Here is a 19,819-nt window from a genome sequence, read left to right as displayed (position 1 = left end):
TCAGGGCGGCACAAGGCCCACCGCTCATCGGGCGGCGGCCTGCTGCGCGTTGCGGTTGAACTCCGCCACGTTGCGCTGCTGCTCCTCGTAGTTCGCGGTGAACCGGGTGTCCCCCCGCTTCACGGTCACGAAGTACAGCCAGTCGCCGGGGGTCGGGCTGGTCGCGGCGCGCATGGCGGCCTCGCCGGGGTTGCCGATCGGGGTCGGCGGCAGGCCCATCCGGGCGTAGGTGTTGTACGGGCTGCTGATCTTCGTGTCGCGGCTGGTGGTCTTCAGCGTGGAGCGGTTCAGGGCGTAGTTGATGGTGGAGTCCATCTGCAGCGGCATGCCCCGGTCCAGGCGGTTGTAGATGACGCGGGCGACCTTGCCCATGTCCTCCTCGGTGTCCGCCTCGGCCTCGACCATGCTCGCGATGGTGATGGTCTGGTAGATGTTCACGGCGTTGCGGTCGGCCCCCGCGGTGACGTGGCCGCCGCTGAACTTCTTGTTCGCGGTGTTGACCATGTACGACAGGACGGAGGCGGGCGTCGACTGGGAGCCGATGGGGTACGTCGCGGGGAAGAGATAACCCTCGGGGTTGCCGCCCGCGTCGCCCGGGAGCTTGAGGTCGGTCTTGGAGACGGCCTTCTTCGTCGTCCCGGCCGGCACGTCCAGCGCCTTGTCGACCGCCTGGTACACCTGGCCGGAGCGCCAGCCCTCGGGGACGGTCAGCGTCTTGGGCCGGGCTTCGTCGGAGTCGGTGAGGGGCAGCAGCGTCGGCACCGCCACGGCGGTGCCCGCCGAGACGGCGCCGATGGCGGTCAAGGCGATCCAGCCCCGGCGCGTCAGCCGGATCGTGCCCCGTTTCGTGCCCCGTGGCGGGGTCGTGTTGTACATGCGGGCACGCTAACCCGACATTCGTCATATTTGCTGCATAACACTGCGCCGCTCGCCCCACTGCCTCATGTCACCGGCTCCAGTCGGGCGTCCCGGCGCACCAGCGCGGCGTAGCGGCCGCCCCGGTCGAGGAGTTCGGCGTGGGTGCCGCGCTCGGCCGCCCGGCCGGAGTCGAGGACCACGATCTGGTCGGCGTCGCGGACCGTCGACAGGCGGTGGGCGATGGTGAGCGTCGTCCGGTTGGCCGACAGGGCGTCGATGGCCTGCTGGACGGCGTGCTCCGTGCGGGTGTCGAGCGCGCTGGTGGCCTCGTCGAGGATGAGGACGGGCGGGTCGCGCAGGATCGTGCGGGCGATGGCCAGGCGCTGCTTCTCGCCGCCGGAGAAGCGGTGGCCGCGCTCGCCGACCACGGTGTCGTACCCGTCGGGCAGGGACGCGATGTGGTCGTGGATCTGGGCGGCGCGCGCCGCCGCGTGCAGCTCTTCGTCCGTCGCGTCCGGCTTGGCGAAGCGCAGGTTCTCCGCGACCGAGGCGTGGAAGAGATACGTCTCCTGGGAGACGACGCCGACCCCGCGCGCGAGGGTGTCGAAGTCCAGGTCGCGCACGTCCACGCCGTCGAGCGTGACGCGGCCGCCCGTCACGTCGTACAGGCGCGGCACCAGGTAGCTCAGCGTCGACTTGCCCGAGCCCGTCGGCCCGACGACCGCGAGGCTGCCGCCGGCGGGCACCGTGAGGTCGATGCCGTCGAGGACGGGGGCGCCCTGCTCGTCGTAACGGAACGAGACGTTCTCGAACCGGACTTCGCCCTTGACGGTCTCCAGGCGGACCGGGTCCCGGCGCTCGGTGATGTCGATGGGCAGGTCCAGATACTCGAAGATGCGCTGGAACAGCGCCAGGGAGGTCTGGATCTGCACGCCGGTCGAGAGCAGGCTCACCGTCGGCCGGAACAGCCCCTGCTGGAGCGAGACGAAGGCGACGAGCGTGCCGATCGAGACGGTGGGGCCGCCCATCCGGAAGGCGAGGCCGGCGCTCCAGTAGATGACCGCGGGCATCGCGGCCATCACGATCGTGATGACGGCCATGCGCCAGCGTCCGGCCATGTTGGAGCGGACTTCGAGGTCGACGAGTTGCCTGGACTCCTCTTCGAAGGAACGCGTCAGCGAGTCGGCACGGCCCATCGTGCGGCCGAGGAGGATGCCGCTGACGGACAGCGACTCGGTGACCGTCGCGGCCATCGCGGCCATCTGCTTCTGCCGTTCGGTGGCGATCTTCTTGCGCTCGCGGCCGACCCGGCGGCTGATCCAGGCGAAGACGGGGAGCAGCAGGAGCGAGACGGCGGTCAGGCGCCAGTCGAGGGCGAGCATCGCGACGACCGTCGCGATGACGCTCGTCAGGTTCGACACCAGGGAGGTGGCCGTGGACGTGACCGTGGCCTGCATGCCGCCGATGTCGTTGGCGATCCGCGACTGGACCTCGCCGGTGCGGGTGCGCGTGAAGAAGGCGAGCGACATGCGCTGGAGGCGGCCGTACACCGCGGTGCGCAGGTCGTGCATGACCTGCTGGCCGACGGTCGTGGAGATCAGGGTCTGCAACACGCCGAAGACGCTGGTGACGACGGCGCTGAGGATCATGCCGAGCGCGAGCAGGCTCAGCAGGCCCGTGCGGCCCTCGGGGATCGCGGTGTCGAGGATCTCCTTCAGGAGGAAGGGGGTGGCCACCGAGACCAGGGACGCGGCGCAGACCAGCAGGCCCACGACCGCGAGACGGGCGCGGTAGGGACGGAAGAGGCGGAGAATCCTGCGCAGTTCGCGGGGTTGCTCCGGGGCATCGGACCCGTCCGGCCGATCGGACTCGCCGGACGCGCGATCGGACTCACCGGACGCGGGGGTCCGGTCGGCCTGGGGGTTCCACGTGGGTTCGTCGTGTCGCAATGGGCTCCTACGGAAGTGCGCGGGGGAGCCGGATGCGGGCAGGCGGCCGCACGGCCGCGCCCACGTCGGCCCGCGCCGCCGACGCACCGGCGATGACTATGAGAGCGTAGCTCATTGTTACCTATGCTCACAATGCACCTGGTCCTGATAACGTTCGACTATGAGCAACCCGGACACCGACGGACTCCTGGCCGAGCAGCTGCTCCGGCTGACCCGTCGGCTGCACCGCATCCAGAAGCGCCATCTGGAGCCCATCGGCATCACACCGGCGCAGTCCCGCCTGCTGCGCACCCTCGCGCACTACGAGACGCCGCCCCGGATGGCCGACCTCGCCGAGCGCCTCGAGGTCGTGCCGCGCGCCGTCACCAGCGTGGTCGACGGCCTGGAGGCGGCCGCCCTGGTGCGCCGCGTCCCCGACCCCAGCAACCGCCGGGTCATCCGCATAGAGCTCACGGACAGCGGGCTCAAGGCGCTCGGGCGGCTGCGCGGCGCGCGCCGGGCCGCCGCGGAGGACATCCTGGCTCCGTTGGACGCCGCGCAGCGCGAGCAGCTCGGCGGCCTGCTCGACGCCCTGTTCGACGTGCCGGAGCGCCACCGCTGCTGACCCCGCCCGCCGCCGGCGCGCGAGGAACCGCAGCCGATCTGCCGAGGAGAGGCCATGCCCCTGCTGGAGCCCGACCCCGACGCACTGCGCCCCGCCCCCGACGGCCGCGCGCCGTCCACCGACCGGGTCCCCGACCGGCAGGCCGGCGGCACCCCCGAGCCGCTGCGCGGTGAGCTCACCGCGATCCTCGGCCCCGAGAAGGTCCTCACTAAGGTGTCCGACCTGGTGCGGTACGCCTCGGACGCGAGCCCGTACCGCTTCGTGCCGCAGGTCGTGGTCGTCGCCGAGGACATCGACGACATCTCGGCCGTCCTGTCGTACGCGCACGGCCGGGGCCGCGAAGTGGTCTTCCGCGCGGCCGGCACCTCCCTCAACGGCCAGGCGCAGGGCGAGGACATCCTCGTCGACGTACGCAAGCACTGGGCGGGCATCGAGGTCGTCGACGGCCCTGAGGGCGCGGTGCGGGCGCGGATCGGGCCGGGGACGACGGTCGTGCGCGCCAACGCCACGCTGGCCCGCCACGGGCGGGTGCTGGGCCCGGACCCGGCGAGCGCGATCGCCTGCACCATCGGCGGGGTCGTGGCGAACAACGCCTCCGGGATGACGGCGGGCACCACCCGCAACTCGTACCGCACGGTGGCGTCCCTGACGTGCGTGCTGCCGTCCGGCACGGTCGTCGACACGGCACACCCGGACGCGGACGACGAGCTCGCGGGCGCCGAACCCGCTCTGTGCGCGGGCCTGTTGGAGATCAAGCGGGAGATCGAGGCGGACCCGGGGCTGACGGCCCGGATCCGCGCGAAGTACGAGATCAAGAACACCAACGGCTATCGCCTGGACGCGTTCCTGGACGGCGCGACGCCCGTGGAGATCCTGCGCGGCCTGATGGTCGGCTCCGAGGGCACCTTCGGCTTCATCTCCGAGGTCGTCTTCGACACGCTGCCGCTCGACCGGTGCGTGTCGACCGCGCTGCTGTTCTTCCCGTCGCTGCCCGCCGCCGCTGCCGCGGTGGCGCGGTTCAACGAGGCGGGCGCCCTCGCGGTGGAGCTCATGGACGGCAACACGCTGCGCGCGTCGGTGAGCGTGCAGGGGGTACCGGCCGACTGGGCGCGGCTGCCCAAGGACACGGCCGCGCTCCTGGTGGAGTTCCGCGCGCCGGACGAGACACAGCAGGCGGCGTACGAGGCGGCCGCCGCGCGGGTGCTCGGCGAGCTCTCCCTCGTGGCGCCCGTGGCCTCCGTGACCAACGAGTTCACCCGTGACCAGAAGGCGATCGCGGGCTACTGGAAGGCGCGCAAGGCGTTCGTGACGGCCGTCGGCGGTTCGCGCCCGGCGGGCACGACGCTCATCACCGAGGACTTCGCCGTGCCCCCGTCGCGCCTCGCGGACGCCTGCGAGGCCCTGTTGGAACTCCAGACGCGGCACGGCTTCGACGCGGCCGTCGCCGGGCACGCGGCGCACGGCAATCTGCACTTCCTGCTCGCCTTCGACGCGGGCAGGCCCGCCGACGTGGACCGGTACGCCGCGTTCATGGACGAGTTCTGCCGCCTGACCGTCGAGCGGTTCGACGGCTCGCTGAAGGCCGAGCACGCCACGGGCCGCAACATCGCGCCGTTCCTGGAGCTCGAATGGGGCCCGAAGGCGACGGAGTTGATGTGGCGCACGAAGCGCGTCATCGACCCGGACGGCGTGCTCGCGCCCCGCGTCGTCCTCGACCGCGACCCCGGGGCCCATCTGCGGGGCCTGAAGACCATCCCCAAGGTCGAGCTGATCGCCGACCCGTGCATCGAGTGCGGCTTCTGCGAACCGACGTGCCCCAGCGAGGACTTGACGACCACACCGCGCCAGCGCATCGTGCTGCGCCGCGAGATGATGCGGCAGCGGCCGGGCTCCCCGGTCGAGGACGGCCTCGTCGAGGCGTACGGATACGACGCCGTGGACACCTGCGCCGGGGACTCCACGTGCAAGCTGGCGTGCCCGGTCGGCATCGACACGGGCGCCCTCATGAAGGACTTCCGGCACGCCCGGCACTCCCCGCGCGAGGAGAAGGCGGCCGCCCTCGCCGCCCGGAACTTCAAGGCGGTCGAGGCGTCCGCGCGCCTCGCGGTGGCCGCGGCCGACAAGCTCGGCGCCCGCCTGGGCGGCGGCCGGGGCGATCGCCTCCTGACCGCCGTCACCCGGGCCGCCCGCAAGGCCGTCCGCCCCGACCTGGTGCCCGAGTGGCTGCCGGAGATTCCCGGTGCCGCCCCCGCCCGGCTCCCGCACACCGCGCGCGTGGGCGCGTCCGCCGTCTACTACCCGGCGTGCGTGAACCGCATCTTCGCCAGCCCCGGCGAGATCCCTCTCGCGCAGGCCGTCGTCGCGGTCTCGGCCCGCGCGGGCAAGCCGGTGTGGATCCCCGACGACGTCGCCGGTACGTGCTGCGCGACGATCTGGCACTCCAAGGGGTACGAGGCGGGCAACCGCGTGATGGCCAACCGCATCGTGGAGGCCGCCTGGGGCTGGACGGCGGGCGGGGCGCTGCCGCTCGTCGTGGACGCCTCGTCCTGCACGCTCGGCATCGCCCACGAGGTCGTGCCCCACCTCACGGCCGACAACCGCCGGCTGCACCAGGAACTGACCGTCGTCGACTCCCTCGTCTGGGCCGCCGAAGACCTCCTCCCCCACCTCACCGTCCACCGCACCATCGGCACCGCGGTCCTCCACCCCACCTGCTCCATGCGGCACTTGGGCGACGAGCCGCAGCTGCGCGCCGTCGCCGAGGCGTGCGCGGACGAGGTCGTGGTCCCGGCCGACGCGGGCTGCTGCGCGTTCGCGGGCGACCGGGGCATGCTCCACAAGGAACTCACCGAGTCGGCCACGCACAGGGAAGCCACCGAGGTGACGTCCCGTCACTTCGACGCCCACCTCTCGGCGAACCGCCTGTGCGAGGTCGGCATGCAGCACGCGACGGGACGGGAGTACGGCTCGGTGCTGCAGGAGCTGGAGCGGGCGACGCGGCCCACGGGCCCTGAGTGACGCACCTCGTGTCCCGAGCCCTCCCAACGGCCGCCGTGCGGGCGCACGCCGGGTGGCAGTCGGCTCACCCAGGGCGCGGAACCCCCTGGCGCGCCTCAGCTCCCTCCACCTGGCCCCCGCAACGCGTCGACGCGCTGACAGCGCTCGGGTAGGCATGAGGGGGTCGCGCCGACCGGGGCGATCGCCGCACGCAGCGAACGAGCAGTAGGGGGACGACATGGCCATCATCGTCACATTCGACACTCCGGGCGTCGGGCAGGAGCTCTACGATGCCTGCATCAACCGCCTCACCGACGGCGGCGAGTTCACCTCGCTCGCCGACATTCCCGCGCCCGGACTGATCTCCCACGCGGCCGGGCCGATCGACGGCGGGTGGCGGGTCGTCGACGTGTGGGAGTCAGAGGAGGCGTTCGAGAACTTCGCGAAGATCCTCCAGCCGATCCTGGCCGATCTGGGCCACGCCGACGGCGAGCCGCAGATCGTCCCGGCGCACAACATCGTCACCCGCTGACCGACACGCTCGGTCACGGCTCGGCCGGGCCCCGGTGCCCGTCGCGGTCCCGGGCACGGCGTGCTCGGGAGCCGCGAAAAGTCCAACCCCTTGGCCACTTCGGTCTCTTGCGCCCCGCCCGACCCGCCATCAGGGTGTCTTCCGCCCATAGGTAGGCACCGCGATGACGGAGGTCCGATGCACGACGAGAACGCGACACCGGCACCCGAAGAGTCCACCGACGAATCCACCGGCGGTCACTCCCGGCGCACGGTCCTCCGCACGGCGGGCATAGCCGGGGCGGGCTTGGGCCTTGGCGCCTTCGCCACCGGCACGGCGCACGCGGACACCCCCGCCGGAGCCCCCGCGGCCTCCGCGGGCACCGCGGGCACCGCGGAGGCCCCGGCCCGCAAGGGCAAGACGATGATCGGCGTGCCGTTCGAGGCCCGTTCCACGGTCCGCGTCGGCATCATCGGCCTCGGCAACCGCGGCGGCAGCATGATCGACCTGTTCCTCGCCCTGCCCGGCGTACGCGTCGTCGCGCTGTGCGACCCGGTCAAGGACAAGACGGCCGCGGCCGCGAAGAAGGTGGTGGCCGCGGGCCAGCCCGCCCCGGCGACGTACACCAACGGCGATCATGACTACGAGAAGCTCTGCGAGCGCGGCGACGTCGACTTCGTGTACGTGGCGACGCCCTGGGACCTGCACTTCGACATGGCCAAGTCGGCGATGCTCAACGGCAAGCACGTCGGCGTGGAGTGTCCGATCGCGATGCGTCTCGACGAGCTGTGGGCGCTGGTCGACCTGTCCGAGCGCACCCGCAGACACTGCCTGCAGCTGGAGAACTGCTGTTACGGCAAGAACGAGATGCGGGTCCTGCGGATGGCGCACGCGGGCAAGTTCGGCGATCTGCTGCACGCGGCGGGCGCGTACAACCACGACCTGCGCGGCCTGATGTTCGACCCGAAGTACTACGAGGGCCCGTGGCGGCGCCTGTGGCACACCCGGCTGCGCGGCGACCTGTACCCCAACCACGGCTTCGGCCCGACCGCCAACTACATGGACGTCAACCGCGGCGACCGCGTCACGCACATCTCCAGCTTCGGCACGCCCGCGCTCGGCCTCGCCGAGTACCGCAAGGCGCACATGCCGCCCGGCGACCCGAGCTGGAAGGAGACGTACATCGAGAGCGACCGCACCATCAGCCTCGTCCAGACCGCCAAGGGCCGCGTGATCCGCCTGGAGCACGACGTCTCCACGCCCCACCCCTACAGCCGCATCAACAGCCTGGGCGGCACGAAGGGCGTGTTCGAGGACTACCCGGAGCGCATCTACATCGAGCCGGACCACACGGACGACCGCTGGGGCGACTTCGGCAAGTACGCCGCCGAGTTCGACCACTGGCTGTGGAAGGAACACGCCAATCCGCCCGGCGGGCACGGCGGCATGGACTACATCATGGTGTTCCGCCTGATGCAGTGCATGCGGCTCGGGCTCGTGCCGGACTTCGACGTGTACGACGCGGCGACGTGGACGGCACCGGTGCCGCTGAGCCACGCCTCGATCAAGGCGCAGGGCGCGCCGCAGGCGATCCCGGACTTCACCCGGGGCCTGTGGAAGAAGGCGCGTCCGGGGATGGACTCGGAGAAGCCGAAGCAGTCCTGAGCGCACAGGGGTTGCCCCCGGCCGCAGCCGCCTGCGGCCGGGGGCAACCCTCGCTCAACGGTCTTGTCCGAGGGACGCCTTGTCCCCCATGACGACGACGGGGTGCCGCTTCGGATCGAGCGTGCGCAGCAGGTGGCGCATGCCGGACTTCGACAGGCTCACGCAGCCGGACGTGCCGCTGCCGTGGTCCATGTGCAGCCAGATGCTGCCGCCCTTGGTCTGCCCCTGCGGGCGTGTCGGGTCGTTGGGCGGGGTCCCCTTGACGCGGTTGTAGTCGATGGCGATGACGTGGTCGAAGTCGTGCCAGTGCGTCTTGGGCCAGTAGTGCGGGGCCTGGAAGGCGACGGACTTCGTGTACGGGAGTCCGGTGCCGGGCGCGGGGTCCGGGTCGGCGAGGACACCGCCCGCGTCGCTGAGCGTGAACACGCCGACCGGGCTGCGCTTGTCGTTCTCGCGGTGGTCGGGCGTCCAGCCCTTCTTGCCGTTGTGGGCGGGCCAGCTGCGGGTCTTCTTCCAGGTGGCGGCGGACTTCGTATAGAGGACCACCGTCGCGTCCGCCGAGTCCTTGCCCTCGCCGTAGACCGCCACGACCTGGCGGGAGTTCTTCGGGATCCGTGACTGGAGGCGGTCGCCCACGTCCGGAACGCGCCGGAGGTCGTCGGCGGAACGGGCGTCCGTACGGTCCGCCTTCCCCGCGCCGTCCTTGTCGGCCGCGCCCTCGTCGTCGCCCGATCCGCCGCAGGACGTCAGGAGGACGGAGCAGGCCGCTGCCGCGGCCGCGGTTCGCACCACACCGGCTATTCGCATGCGCCCCATCGTCGCACCGGGAACTTCCGCACCCCGACGAGGGCCGCGCGCCGCCCCGGGGAATGGCCGACTCTTTGCCCGGCCGCGGAAAACCGTTTGCTTCGGGCCACGGAACGAGGCGAACCTTTCACGGTTTGTTACCTCCGCTTCTTCGCCTCCGCGCGCTGGGACACCATGCACATTCGCGATCTTCCGTACGCCGACCCGGGTCTGCCCGACACCCGCTCGGGTCCCCGCTTCCTGCTCTGGCTCGGCCGGAACCAGCTCGGCGGCCAGCTCAAATCGCTCTGCTGGGGGCTGCTGCACTTCCTCGGCATCGCGGCCCTGCCCTACACGGTGGGGCTCGCCGTGCAGGCCGTCGTCGACCGCTCGGGCACGCGTCTCGCGGTCGCGGGCGGTGTGATCCTGCTGGCCGGGGTCGCCGTCGCGGTCGGCGACACCATGCTGCACCGCACCGCGGTCACCAACTGGATCACTGCGTCCGCCCGCACCCAGCAGCTGCTCGCCCGCAAGACCGCGGTGCTCGGCGCGGCGCTCACCCGGCGGGTCGCGGCCGGCGAGGTCGTGGCCGTGTCCACGGGGGACGTCGAGAAGATCGGCTGGTTCGTGGAGGCGCTGTCGCGGTTCGCGGCGGCCGCGCTCACCGTGGTCGCGGTCTGCGTCGGCCTGCTCGTGTACCAGCCCTCGCTCGGCGTCGTCGTCGCGATCGGCATTCCGCTCCTCGCGGTCGCCGTCCTGCCGCTGCTGCCACGTGCCACCCGGCGGGCCGACGTCCAGCGGGAGAAGGCCGGGCGCGCCACCGAGCTGGCCTCGGACACCGTCGCGGGGCTGCGCGTGCTGCGCGGCATCGGGGGCGAGGAGCTGTTCCTGGAACGCTACCGGCGTGCCTCGCAGGAGGTGCGGGCGGCGGCGGTGCGCAGCGCGCGCATGTGGGCGGTGATCTCGGCCATCCAAGTCCTGCTGCCGGGACTGCTCCTGGTGGTGCTCGTCTGGCACGGCGTGCATCTCGCCCGCGACGGCCGCATCACGGTGGGCGAACTGGTCACCGTGTACAGCGCGGTGATGCTGCTCAACTACCCGCTGCGGCACTTCGAGGAGATCGCCATGGCGTACTCCTTCTCGCGTCCTTCGGCGAAGCGGGCGGCGCGGGTGCTGGCGCTGGAGCGGACGGAGAGTGCTGTGGGCACCCAGGGGGCGCGGGGAGCGGTCGGCGCCCAGGGTGCGCGGGAGATGGAGGTACGGGGTGCGCAAGGGGTGCCCTCGGGCGACCTCCTCGACCCGGAAACCGGACTGCTCGCCCCGGCCGGACGCCTCACCGCCGTCGTGTGCGGCGACCCGGACGCGGCCGGCCGGCTCGCCGAACGGCTCGGCGGGCACCCGGCCTTCGAGGAGGCGGCGGGGCTGTTGTCGGTGCGGCTCGGCGGCGTACCGCTGGACGAGCTTCCCCTGGACACCGCCCGCACCGCCGTCCTCGTCCAGGACAAGGACCCGGTCCTGCTGTCCGGAACGCTGCGCGCGCTCCTCGACGTACCGTCGTCCGGAGCCGTGAGCGCGCAGCGGGCCCTGGCCGCGGCGCAGTGCGCCGACGTGCTCGACGCCCTGCTGCAGGGCTCGGTCGCGGACGATCCGATGGACGCGCGCCTCACCGAGCGCGGCCGTTCCCTGTCCGGCGGCCAGCGCCAGCGCCTGGCGCTGGCCCGGTCGCTGGTCACCGACCCGGAGGCCCTGGTGCTCGACGAGCCGACGTCCGCCGTCGACTCGCACACCGAGGCCCGCATCGCGGACGGCCTGCGCGAGCTGCGCGCCGGCCGCACGACCGTCGTCCTCACCTCGTCGCCGCTGCTCCTGGACCGCGCCGACCGCGTCGTGTTCCTGCACGAGGGCCAGGTCGCCGCGGTCGGCGAACACCGCGAGCTGATCGTCAGCGAGCCGCGCTACCGGGCCGTGGTGACGCGGGAGACCGACGAGGAGAGCGCCGGGAACGCAGCGCGTGAACCCCACGGCGGCTCGCGCAAAGTGAACGTACCGGACATCGACAACGCCATCCGCATAGACATCGACATCGAGGAGTCCGCATGATCGGCCTGGCGCCACCGGAGTACGATCCGGCCGCCCCGACCACCGCGGAGACGCTGCCCGTCGGGGCGTCCGCCACCGTGCGGGCCTACGTACGCGAGCTGTTCCAGCGCCACCGGCGCGCCTTTCTGCTGCTCATCGGCGTGAACACGCTCGCCGTGACCGCCTCCATGGTGGGTCCGTACCTCCTCGGTGACCTCGTGGAGAGCGTCTCCGAGGAGTCCCGTGAGCTCCATCTGGAGCGCACCATCGGCCTATTCGCGGTCGCGCTGCTTGTGCAGGCGTTCTTCGTGCGCCAGGTGCGGCTGCGCGGGGCGATCCTCGGCGAGCGCATGCTGGCGGACCTGCGCGAGGACTTCCTGGTGCGCTCGGTCGGCCTGCCACCGGGCGTCCTGGAGCGCGCGGGCACCGGTGACCTGCTGTCCCGTATCACCACGGACGTCGACCGGCTCGCCAACGCGATGCGGGAGGCCGTGCCGCAACTCGCCATCGGCGTGGTGTGGGCGGGCCTGCTGGTGGGCGGGCTCGCCGTGACCGCGCCGCCGCTCGCCCCGGCGCTCCTGCTCGCCGTGCCCGTGCTCGTCATCGGCTGCCGCTGGTACTTCAAGCGGGCGCCGTCCGCGTACCGCTCGGAGGCCGCCGGGTACGCGGCCGTCGCGGCCGCCCTCGCCGAGACCGTCGACGCGGGGCGCACCGTGGAGGCGCACCGGCTCGGCGCGCGCCGCGTCGAGCAGTCCGAGCGGCGCATCAAGGAGTGGACCGCCTGGGAGCGCTACACGCTCTACCTGCGCTCCCTCCTCTTCCCCGTCATCAACGCCACCCACATCATCGTGCTCTGCTCGGTCCTCATGATCGGCGGCGTGTTCGCGCTGCAGGGGTGGATCGGGGTGGGCCAGCTCACCACCGGGGCGCTCATCGCGCAGATGCTCGTCGACCCGCTGAACATCATTCTGCGCTGGTACGACGAGATGCAGGTCGCGCACGTGTCGCTGGCCCGGCTCGTCGGCGTACGCGACATCGAGCCGGACGCGGGCGACGACTCCGTACGCCCGGACGGGCGCGCCGTCCTCGCGGACGACGTGCACTTCGGCTACCGCGCGGGGGTCGACGTGCTGCGCGAGGTGTCCCTCGCCGTCGAGCCCGGCTCGCGGGTCGCGCTCGTCGGTCCTTCCGGCGCGGGCAAGTCCACGCTGGGCAGGCTGCTCGCCGGGATCTACGGGCCGCGCACCGGCCGGGTGACGCTGGGCGGCGCCGAGCTGGCGCGGATGCCCGCGGAAGACGTCCGCGCACATGTGGCGCTCGTCAACCAGGAGCACCACGTCTTCGTGGGCTCGCTGCGGGACAATCTGCTGCTCGCGCGGACCGGGGCGAGCGACGCCGAGCTGTGGGCGGCGCTGGGCGCGGTCGACGCGGGCGACTGGGCGCGGGTCCTCGACGACGAACTCGACACGGAGGTCGGCTCGGGCGGCTTCGCCCTCACCCCCGCGCAGGCGCAGCAGATCGCGCTTGCCCGGCTCGTCCTGGCCGACCCGCACACCCTGGTCCTGGACGAGGCGACCTCGCTCCTGGACCCGCGCGCGGCCCGCCACCTGGAGCGCTCCCTGGCCCGCGTCCTCGACGGCCGCACGGTCGTGGCCATCGCCCACCGCCTGCACACCGCCCACGACGCGGACGTCATCGCCGTGGTCGAGAACGGCCGCATCAGCGAACTCGGCAGCCATGACGAGCTGGTGGGGGCGGACGGGGCGTATGCGGCGCTTTGGAGGTCTTGGCACGGGTGAGGCGGCCCGCGGGGCGGCGGGGCGCGGGGTGGTGCGGCGGGGCGCCGCAGGCAGGATGGCGGTCATGGACATCCGGCAGCTGGAGTACTTCCTCGCGATCGTCGATCACGGTGGGTTCAACCGGGCGGCAACGGCCCTGTACGTCTCGCAGCCCGCGCTGTCCCAGGCCGTGCAGGCGCTCGAACGGGACTTGGGCGGCAGCCTGTTCCACCGGATCGGCCGCCGGGCGGTGCTCACCGAAGCCGGGACGGCGTTGATCGAACCGGCCCGGGCCGCCGTGCGGGGCCTGGAGAACGCCCGGTCCTGCGTCGCGGCCGTGCACGAGCTGCGTACGGGCCGCCTCGACATCGCCGCCATGCCCTCCCAGGCGGTCGAGCCGCTGACCACGATGGTCCGTGCGTTCAGCGGCCCGTACCCCGGCGTGTCGGTGAGTGTCCGGGCCGCCTTCACCTCCCGCGACGTCGTAGACATGGTGCGCACCGGTGCCGCCGAGCTGGGTCTGCTCGCCACATCGGGACCGCTTCCCGACAAGGAAGTGGTGTCCCATGCCGCCGGGGAGCAGCGCTTCGTCCTGGTCACCCCGCCCGACGGACCGTTTCCGGCCGGCCGGTCGATCGGCTGTGAGGAGCTGGCGGGGCAGCGGCTGATCGTCGGGCAGCGGGGCACGGGAATGCGCGCGTACGTCGACGGCCTGCGCGAGCGCGGCATCGACATCACCGTCGCGGCGGAGACCGAGCACCGGGTGGCGATCCTTCCCCTGGTGCTCGCCGGCGTCGGGCTCGCCGTGGTCACCGAGTCCTGGCGCACCATGGCCGAGCGGGCCGGGGCCCTGGTGGTGGACATCGAGCCGAAGACCACCCTGCGGATCGCGCTGGTGAGCCGCCGCACGGGCCTGTCCCCTGCCGCCCGGGCCTTCGTTACCTGTGCGCTGGAAGCCGTCGGAGACTGAGCGAATCGGCTGGTGGGCCGCTGATAAGCCCGCCCTATATGGCAGATCGGCAGAGCGACTTGGACGGCTCGGCCGCCTCATTGCTCCAATCGGCGCATGACCCGCCACGACCGCACGACCCGCCATCACATCGCGCTCATCCCCGGCGACGGCATCGGCGCCGAAGTCCTGCCGCCCGCCCGGCAAGTGCTGGACGCCGTCGGCGCCCGCCACGGCATCGGCTTCTCGTACGCCTCCTACGACTGGTCCTGTGAGCGGTACCTCCGTGAGGGCGCGATGATGCCCGACGACGGCCTCGATCAGCTCCGCGACAAGGACGCGATCCTGCTCGGCGCCGTGGGCTACCCGGGCGTGCCCGACCATGTCTCCCTGTGGGGGCTGCTGATCCCGATCCGTCGCGGCTTCCGCCAGTACGTCAATCTGCGGCCGATCCGCGTCTTCGAGGGAGTCGAGAGCCCGCTGCGCGCTGCCGCCGCCGGTGATGTGGATTTCGTCGTCGTACGCGAGAACGTGGAAGGCGAGTACAGCGAGATCGGCGGCCGTCTGAACCGCGGGAACCCCGAGGAGATGGCCGTGCAGGAAGCGGTCTTCACCCGTGCCGGGGTGACCCGGGTCCTCGACTTCGCCTTCGAACTGGCCGCGCGGCGCGGCGGGACGCTCACCTCGGCCACCAAGTCCAACGGCATCGTGCACACCATGCCGTTCTGGGACGAACTCGTCGCCGAGCGGGCTGCCGCCCACCCCCGGGTCTCGTGGGACCAGGAGCACATCGACGCGCTGGCGGCGAAGTTCGTCCTCGACCCGGCCCGCTTCGACGTGGTCGTCGCCTCGAACCTGTTCGGTGACATCCTCAGCGACCTCGCCGCCGCCGTCGCCGGGTCCATCGGCATCGCCCCGGCCGCCAACCTCAACCCCGAGCGCGCCTTCCCCTCGATGTTCGAGCCGGTGCACGGCTCCGCACCCGACATCGCGGGCCGGGGCATCGCCAACCCGCTCGGCGCGATCTGGTCGGCCGCCATGATGCTCGACCACCTCGGTCACCCCGAGGCGGCCAAGGACGTCACCGACGCGATCGCCGCGCTGCTGGCCAAGACCGACGTCCGCACGGCCGACCTCGGTGGCGGCGCGACGACCGCCGAGTTCACCGGCACGCTCCTCGAACTGCTCTGACCGCTCCGAGTCCCGGCCGCGTCCACGTTCCCCGACGAGGAGAGACGAGGAGACCGCCATGGCAGCACCCGCGTCCCCCACTTCCGGCGCCACCCCCGACCCTTCCCCCAGCCCCTCCCTCAGCTCCTCCTCCCCCCCTCTCCCCGTCCCTGGCCCCCCGCCGTCCAAACCCTGGTACAAGCAGCTCTACTTCTGGGTCCTGACCGCGATCGTCTGCGGCATCCTGACCGGCTGGCTCTGGCCGGACGTCGGCGTCGGCCTTGAGCCGGTGGGCACGACGTTCGTGTCCGCCATCAAGATGCTCATCGCGCCGATCGTCTTCCTGACCATCGTGGGCGGGATCGGCGGCGTCGACAGCCTGCGCCGCGTCGGCAGGGTCGGCCTCAAGTCCCTCGTCTGCTTCCAGGCGGGCACGTTGGTGGCCCTGGCTCTCGGCCTGCTCGCCGTGAACGTGTTCCGGCCCGGAGCCGGAGTCCACGCCGACCCCGGCGAACTGCGCCTCGCCGGAGACGCCGCCCAGTACGTCAAGGACGGTGAGGGCCAGAGCTGGTGGCACTTCCTGACCGACGTGGTGCCGTCCAGCGCGGTGGGCGCCTTCGCGGAGGGCAACATCCTCCAGGTGATCTTCTTCGCGGTGCTGTTCGGCATCGCGCTCAAGGCCGTGGGACCGACCGGGGTCCCGATCGTCGAAGGGATCAACCGGCTGAGCACCGTAGTGTTCAAGATCCTGCACTACATCATGCTGGCCGCGCCCGTCGGCGCCTTCGGGGCGATGGCCTTCACCATCGGCAAGTACGGCATCTCCACCCTGACCAGCCTCGGCCGGCTCATCGGCCTGTTCTACGGCACCTCGCTCTTCTTCGTCGTCGTGGTGCTCGGCGGTGCCCTGGCCCTCCTGCGGATCAGCGTCTTCCGGCTGCTGCACTACCTGCGCGAGGAGTTCCTCATCGTCCTCGGCACGTCCTCCTCCGAGAGCGTGCTGCCCCGCCTGATGACCAAACTCACGGGCCTCGGCGTACGCCGCGACATCGTCGGCCTGACGGTGCCGACCGGCTACTCCTTCAACCTCGACGGCAGCTCCATCTACCTGTCCCTGGCGACCGTCTACATCGCCCAGGCCACGGACACCCCGCTGTCCCTCCCACAGCAGCTCGGCCTGCTCGCCGTCATGATCCTCACGTCCAAGGGCTCGGGCGGCGTCACCGGCGCCGGATTCATCGCCCTGGCCGCCACGCTCTCCAGCGTCGGCACCGTGCCCGCGGCCGGCATCATGCTGATCTTCGGCATCGACAAGTTCATGTCCGAGTGCCGCGCCCTGACCAACCTCGCCGGCAACAGCGTCGCCACCCTCCTCGTGGCCCGCTGGGAAGGCGCCCTCGACATCGCCCGCGTCAACCGGGTCCTGCGCACCGGGACACCGCAGGACCGACCCGCCGACCTCAACTGAAGTTGAGCGTGACGACTCCGCATGGGGTGCGGTGTGCACGACAGAAGGGCCCTCCATGGAAGGCCGGGGGCGGGGCACCACCCCCGGCGTCCGGTCAGCGGGTGGCGAGGTACTCGAGCGTGTCGATCACGCGGTTCGAGAAGCCCCACTCGTTGTCGTACCAGGCGACCACCTTGACGTGGCGGCCGTCGACGCGGGTGAGGGCCGAGTCGAAGATCGACGAGGCGGGATTGCCCGTGATGTCGGACGACACGAGCGGGTCGTCCGAGTACTCGAGGATGCCGGCGAGCGGCCCCTCCGCCGCGGCGCGGTACGCCGCGAGCACGTCGTCGCGCGTCACGTCGCGGGTGACGGTCGTGTTGAGTTCGACGATCGAGCCCACCGGCACCGGTACGCGGATCGAGTCGCCCGACAGCTTGCCGTCGAGGTTCGGAAGCACCAGGCCGATCGCCTTGGCGGCGCCGGTCGTGGTCGGCACGATGTTGATGCCGGCGGCCCGGGCGCGGCGGGCGTCGCGGTGCGGACCGTCCTGCAGGTTCTGCTCCTGCGTGTAGGCGTGCACCGTCGTCATGAACCCGTGCTCGATACCGGCGAGTTCGTCGAGGACCGCGGCCAGCGGCGCGAGCGCGTTGGTGGTGCAGGAGGCGCTCGAGACGATCGTGTGCGCGGCCGGGTCGTAGGCGTCGGTGTTGACCCCGAACGCGAGCGTGACGTCCGCGCCGTCCGACGGCGCGCTGACGAGTACCTTCCTCGCGCCCGCGTCGAGATGGGCCCGCGCGGCCTTGGCCGAGGTGAAGCGGCCGGTGGCTTCCAGGACGATGTCGACGCCGAGTTCCGCCCACGGCAGCTGCGCCGGTTCGCGCTCGGCCAGCACCGTGATCCGGCGGCCGTCGACGACGAGGGCGTCCCCGTCGACGGTCACCGGGCGCCCGAGCCGGCCGGCCGTGCTGTCGTAGGCGAGCAGCCGGGCGAGAGTGGCGGGCTCCGTCAGGTCGTTGACGGCGACGATCTCGAGGTCGCTGTCGCTCTCCAGCAGTGCGCGCAGCACATTGCGTCCGATGCGGCCGAATCCGTTGATGGCGATGCGAGTCATGAGTGATGTCCCTTCCCTTCCGCACCAGACTCGCCCGCCGCCGGCGCCGCTGACAGTGGCGGGATCGCCACGGTTCAAAAGGATCCCGCCACGTCCGCCAAGTCCGCCACGTCCCACCACGCGGTGCCGGGCGGGCTACTCGCCCCGGGTGAAGGTGCGCCGGTACTCGCTCGGTGTGGTGCCGAGGATGCGCTGGAAGTGCAGGCGCAGGTTCGCGCCGGTGCCGAGCCCGACATCGGCGGCGATCTGCTCGACGCTGCGCTGCGAGCGCTCGAGCAGTTCGCGGGCCAGGTCGACGCGGGCGCGCATCACCCACTGCATCGGCGTGTAGCCGGTCTCCTCGACGAAGCGCCGGGAGAACGTGCGCGGCGAGACCTCGGCCTGCCGCGCCAGTATGTCGAGGGTGAGGGGCTCGCCGAGCCGGTGCAGCGCCCACTCCCGGGTGGCGGCGAACCGCTCGCCGAGTGGCTCGGGAACGCCGCGCGGCACGTACTGGGCCTGGCCGCCGCTGCGGTAGGGGGCCGCGACCAGACGCCGGGCCGCGTGGTTGGACGCGGCCACGCCGAGGTCGCCGCGCAGGATGTGCAGGCACAGATCGATGCCGGAGGCGGCGCCGGCCGAGGTGAGCACGCTGCCCTCGTCGACGAACAGCACGTTCTCGTCGATCCGGACGAGCGGATGCCTGGCCGCGAGTGCCCGCGTGTAGTGCCAGTGCGTCGTGGCGCGCCTGCCGTCGAGCAGGCCCGTGGCGGCGAGCGCGAAGGCGCCCGTCGAGATGGCGGCGAGCCGCGCGCCCCGGTCGTGGGCGGCGATCAGCGCGTCGACGACGGTCCCCGGCGGGTCGTCGCGGTCCGGGAACCGGTAGCCGGGGACGAAGACGATGTCGGCCCACGCGAGCGCGTCGAGGCCGTGGGCGACGTAGTACGCGAGACCGTCGCCGCCGGTCACGAGACCGGGTGCCGCCCCGCACACCCGCACCTCGTACGGCATGCTCGCGCGGGTCGTGAAGACCTGCGCGGGAATTCCGACATCGAGCGGCTTCGCACCCTCGAGCACAAGGACGGCGACGCGATGCGGGCGGGAGGCTGGCACAGGGAGAGGTTACGTGGGCCTGACATCAGATGAAGTTGAGCGCGGCCGCGCCCCCCACTCCCCCGAGCAGCATGAACACCGGCATCAGCACCTTCAGCTCGATCCAGCTCCCGGCCCGGAACCGCATCATCCGCGGCGGCCCGATCGGGTACCAGCGCTTGCGTCCGATCGGGATGGGCCACAGGATCGGGCAGCCGGAGACGGTCAGGGCGTCCCCGATGTCGTGCACCAGCGCACCCAGCACCACCGGCAGACCCAGCCACAGGTACTCCTGCCCCGGCGCCGTGAACAGCCAGTCCGACCCATTGCCCGGTTTGTCCAGTACACCCGCCATGATCCACGCGCTGGTCGCCGCGAGCAGCCACACCAGCACATCGCTGCTCGACCCGCGCGCGGCCCGCCACAGCAGACCCTCGATGGCGAGCACCATGTGCACGAACAGGAGCGCGAGCACCGCCCAGCGCCCGCCGGCCACCGCGAGCACCGAGGAGCCCGCGCCGATCATGACCGCCCAGACCCAGGTGTGCGTCAGCGTACGGTGACCGCCGGAGCGGCGCGGGTCGCCCGGCTTGCGGGTCGACCGGTAGACGGCGTACGAGAGCTTGTCGACGATCTCGCACAGGCCGCGCGAGACCGGCCCGAAGGCGCGCGAGATCGTCGCCGACCGGTGGTCGAGGTCCGGCGCGAGCGCGGCCCCGGCGCAGATCAGAGCCCCGACCAGGAGGACCGGCCAGGGCATCGAATGCCCCGCCGCCGTCGCGGCGGCGCCGACGCCCAGCCAGGCCGCCGCCCCCGACAGTGAGTGTGCCGGTCCCATCAT

15 protein-coding genes are annotated in these 19,819 nt (G+C 72.1%); 9 read left to right on the top strand and 6 right to left on the bottom strand.

The window, feature by feature from the left end; all coding sequences use genetic code 11:
- Nucleotides 1-24 precede the first annotated feature (24 nt).
- Both mltG and STRAU_RS13455 read right to left on the bottom strand, forming a co-directional pair.
- Complete coding sequence (gene mltG / locus STRAU_RS13460) at nt 25-876, bottom strand: endolytic transglycosylase MltG (RefSeq protein ID WP_016640858.1); 852 nt, start codon at nt 874-876, stop codon at nt 25-27.
- Between the two features lie 65 nt (nt 877-941).
- Complete coding sequence (locus STRAU_RS13455; RefSeq protein ID WP_016640856.1) at nt 942-2,807, bottom strand: ABC transporter ATP-binding protein; 1,866 nt, start codon at nt 2,805-2,807, stop codon at nt 942-944.
- 160 nt (nt 2,808-2,967) lie between these two features.
- On the opposite strand from STRAU_RS13455, the gene STRAU_RS13450 reads away from it, so the two are divergent.
- The 4 genes from STRAU_RS13450 to STRAU_RS13435 all read left to right on the top strand — a co-directional run bounded on the left by STRAU_RS13450 (nt 2,968) and on the right by STRAU_RS13435 (nt 8,584).
- The gene (locus STRAU_RS13450; RefSeq protein WP_016640855.1) at nt 2,968-3,411 is read left to right on the top strand and encodes a MarR family winged helix-turn-helix transcriptional regulator; all 444 of its coding nucleotides are present in this window, start codon (nt 2,968-2,970) and stop codon (nt 3,409-3,411) included.
- Between the two features lie 54 nt (nt 3,412-3,465).
- Complete coding sequence (locus tag STRAU_RS13445) at nt 3,466-6,429, top strand: FAD-binding and (Fe-S)-binding domain-containing protein (protein WP_016640854.1); 2,964 nt, start codon at nt 3,466-3,468, stop codon at nt 6,427-6,429.
- A 217-nt stretch (nt 6,430-6,646) separates the two neighbouring features.
- On the top strand, nt 6,647-6,940 hold the full coding sequence (locus tag STRAU_RS13440; RefSeq protein ID WP_016640853.1) for a hypothetical protein: 294 nt from the start codon (nt 6,647-6,649) through the stop codon (nt 6,938-6,940).
- Nucleotides 6,941-7,117: 177 nt separating this feature from the next.
- Entirely contained in the window at nt 7,118-8,584 is a 1,467-nt protein-coding gene (locus STRAU_RS13435) for a Gfo/Idh/MocA family protein (protein ID WP_016640852.1), read from the top strand.
- 54 nt (nt 8,585-8,638) lie between these two features.
- Here the strand turns inward: STRAU_RS13435 and STRAU_RS13430 are convergent, their stop codons facing one another.
- Nucleotides 8,639-9,391, bottom strand: coding sequence for a L,D-transpeptidase family protein (locus STRAU_RS13430; RefSeq protein ID WP_016640851.1), 753 nt, complete (start codon nt 9,389-9,391; stop codon nt 8,639-8,641).
- Between the two features lie 174 nt (nt 9,392-9,565).
- Between STRAU_RS13430 and STRAU_RS13425 the strand changes: the two genes are divergently transcribed.
- The 5 genes from STRAU_RS13425 (at nt 9,566) to dctA (ending at nt 16,814) form a co-directional block, all read left to right on the top strand.
- Entirely contained in the window at nt 9,566-11,470 is a 1,905-nt protein-coding gene (locus tag STRAU_RS13425; protein ID WP_037659153.1) for an ABC transporter transmembrane domain-containing protein, read from the top strand.
- Nucleotides 11,467-13,248 carry an ABC transporter ATP-binding protein gene (locus STRAU_RS13420; RefSeq protein ID WP_016640849.1) on the top strand — a complete coding sequence of 594 codons (1,782 nt, stop codon included), beginning with the start codon at nt 11,467-11,469 and terminating at the stop codon, nt 13,246-13,248. The genes STRAU_RS13425 and STRAU_RS13420 overlap by 4 nt, the downstream gene beginning before the upstream one ends.
- A gap of 64 nt (nt 13,249-13,312) precedes the next feature.
- Nucleotides 13,313-14,197 (top strand): LysR family transcriptional regulator, encoded by an 885-nt coding sequence (locus tag STRAU_RS13415; protein WP_037659084.1) that lies wholly within the window; start codon nt 13,313-13,315, stop codon nt 14,195-14,197.
- A gap of 96 nt (nt 14,198-14,293) precedes the next feature.
- A complete protein-coding gene (locus STRAU_RS13410) occupies nt 14,294-15,367 on the top strand; it encodes a tartrate dehydrogenase (RefSeq protein WP_016640847.1) in 1,074 nt (357 codons plus the stop codon).
- 58 nt (nt 15,368-15,425) lie between these two features.
- Nucleotides 15,426-16,814: a C4-dicarboxylate transporter DctA gene (gene dctA / locus STRAU_RS13405; RefSeq protein ID WP_016640846.1), complete on the top strand. Its 1,389-nt coding sequence runs from the start codon at nt 15,426-15,428 to the stop codon at nt 16,812-16,814.
- A gap of 94 nt (nt 16,815-16,908) precedes the next feature.
- On the opposite strand, the gene gap is transcribed toward dctA, so the two are convergent.
- From gap to STRAU_RS13390, 3 genes are all read right to left on the bottom strand, one after another.
- The gene (gene gap / locus STRAU_RS13400; RefSeq protein ID WP_016640845.1) at nt 16,909-17,907 is read right to left on the bottom strand and encodes a type I glyceraldehyde-3-phosphate dehydrogenase; all 999 of its coding nucleotides are present in this window, start codon (nt 17,905-17,907) and stop codon (nt 16,909-16,911) included.
- Between the two features lie 135 nt (nt 17,908-18,042).
- Complete coding sequence (locus STRAU_RS13395; protein WP_037659081.1) at nt 18,043-18,999, bottom strand: GlxA family transcriptional regulator; 957 nt, start codon at nt 18,997-18,999, stop codon at nt 18,043-18,045.
- A 25-nt stretch (nt 19,000-19,024) separates the two neighbouring features.
- Nucleotides 19,025-19,819: a metal-dependent hydrolase gene (locus STRAU_RS13390; RefSeq protein ID WP_016640843.1), complete on the bottom strand. Its 795-nt coding sequence runs from the start codon at nt 19,817-19,819 to the stop codon at nt 19,025-19,027.

The sequence above is a fragment of the Streptomyces aurantiacus JA 4570 genome (assembly GCF_000414115.1).
Classification (GTDB): domain Bacteria; phylum Actinomycetota; class Actinomycetes; order Streptomycetales; family Streptomycetaceae; genus Streptomyces; species Streptomyces aurantiacus_A.
The sequence above is the reverse complement of the archived record's forward strand: the minus strand, read 5'-3'. Positions and strand labels throughout refer to the sequence as shown.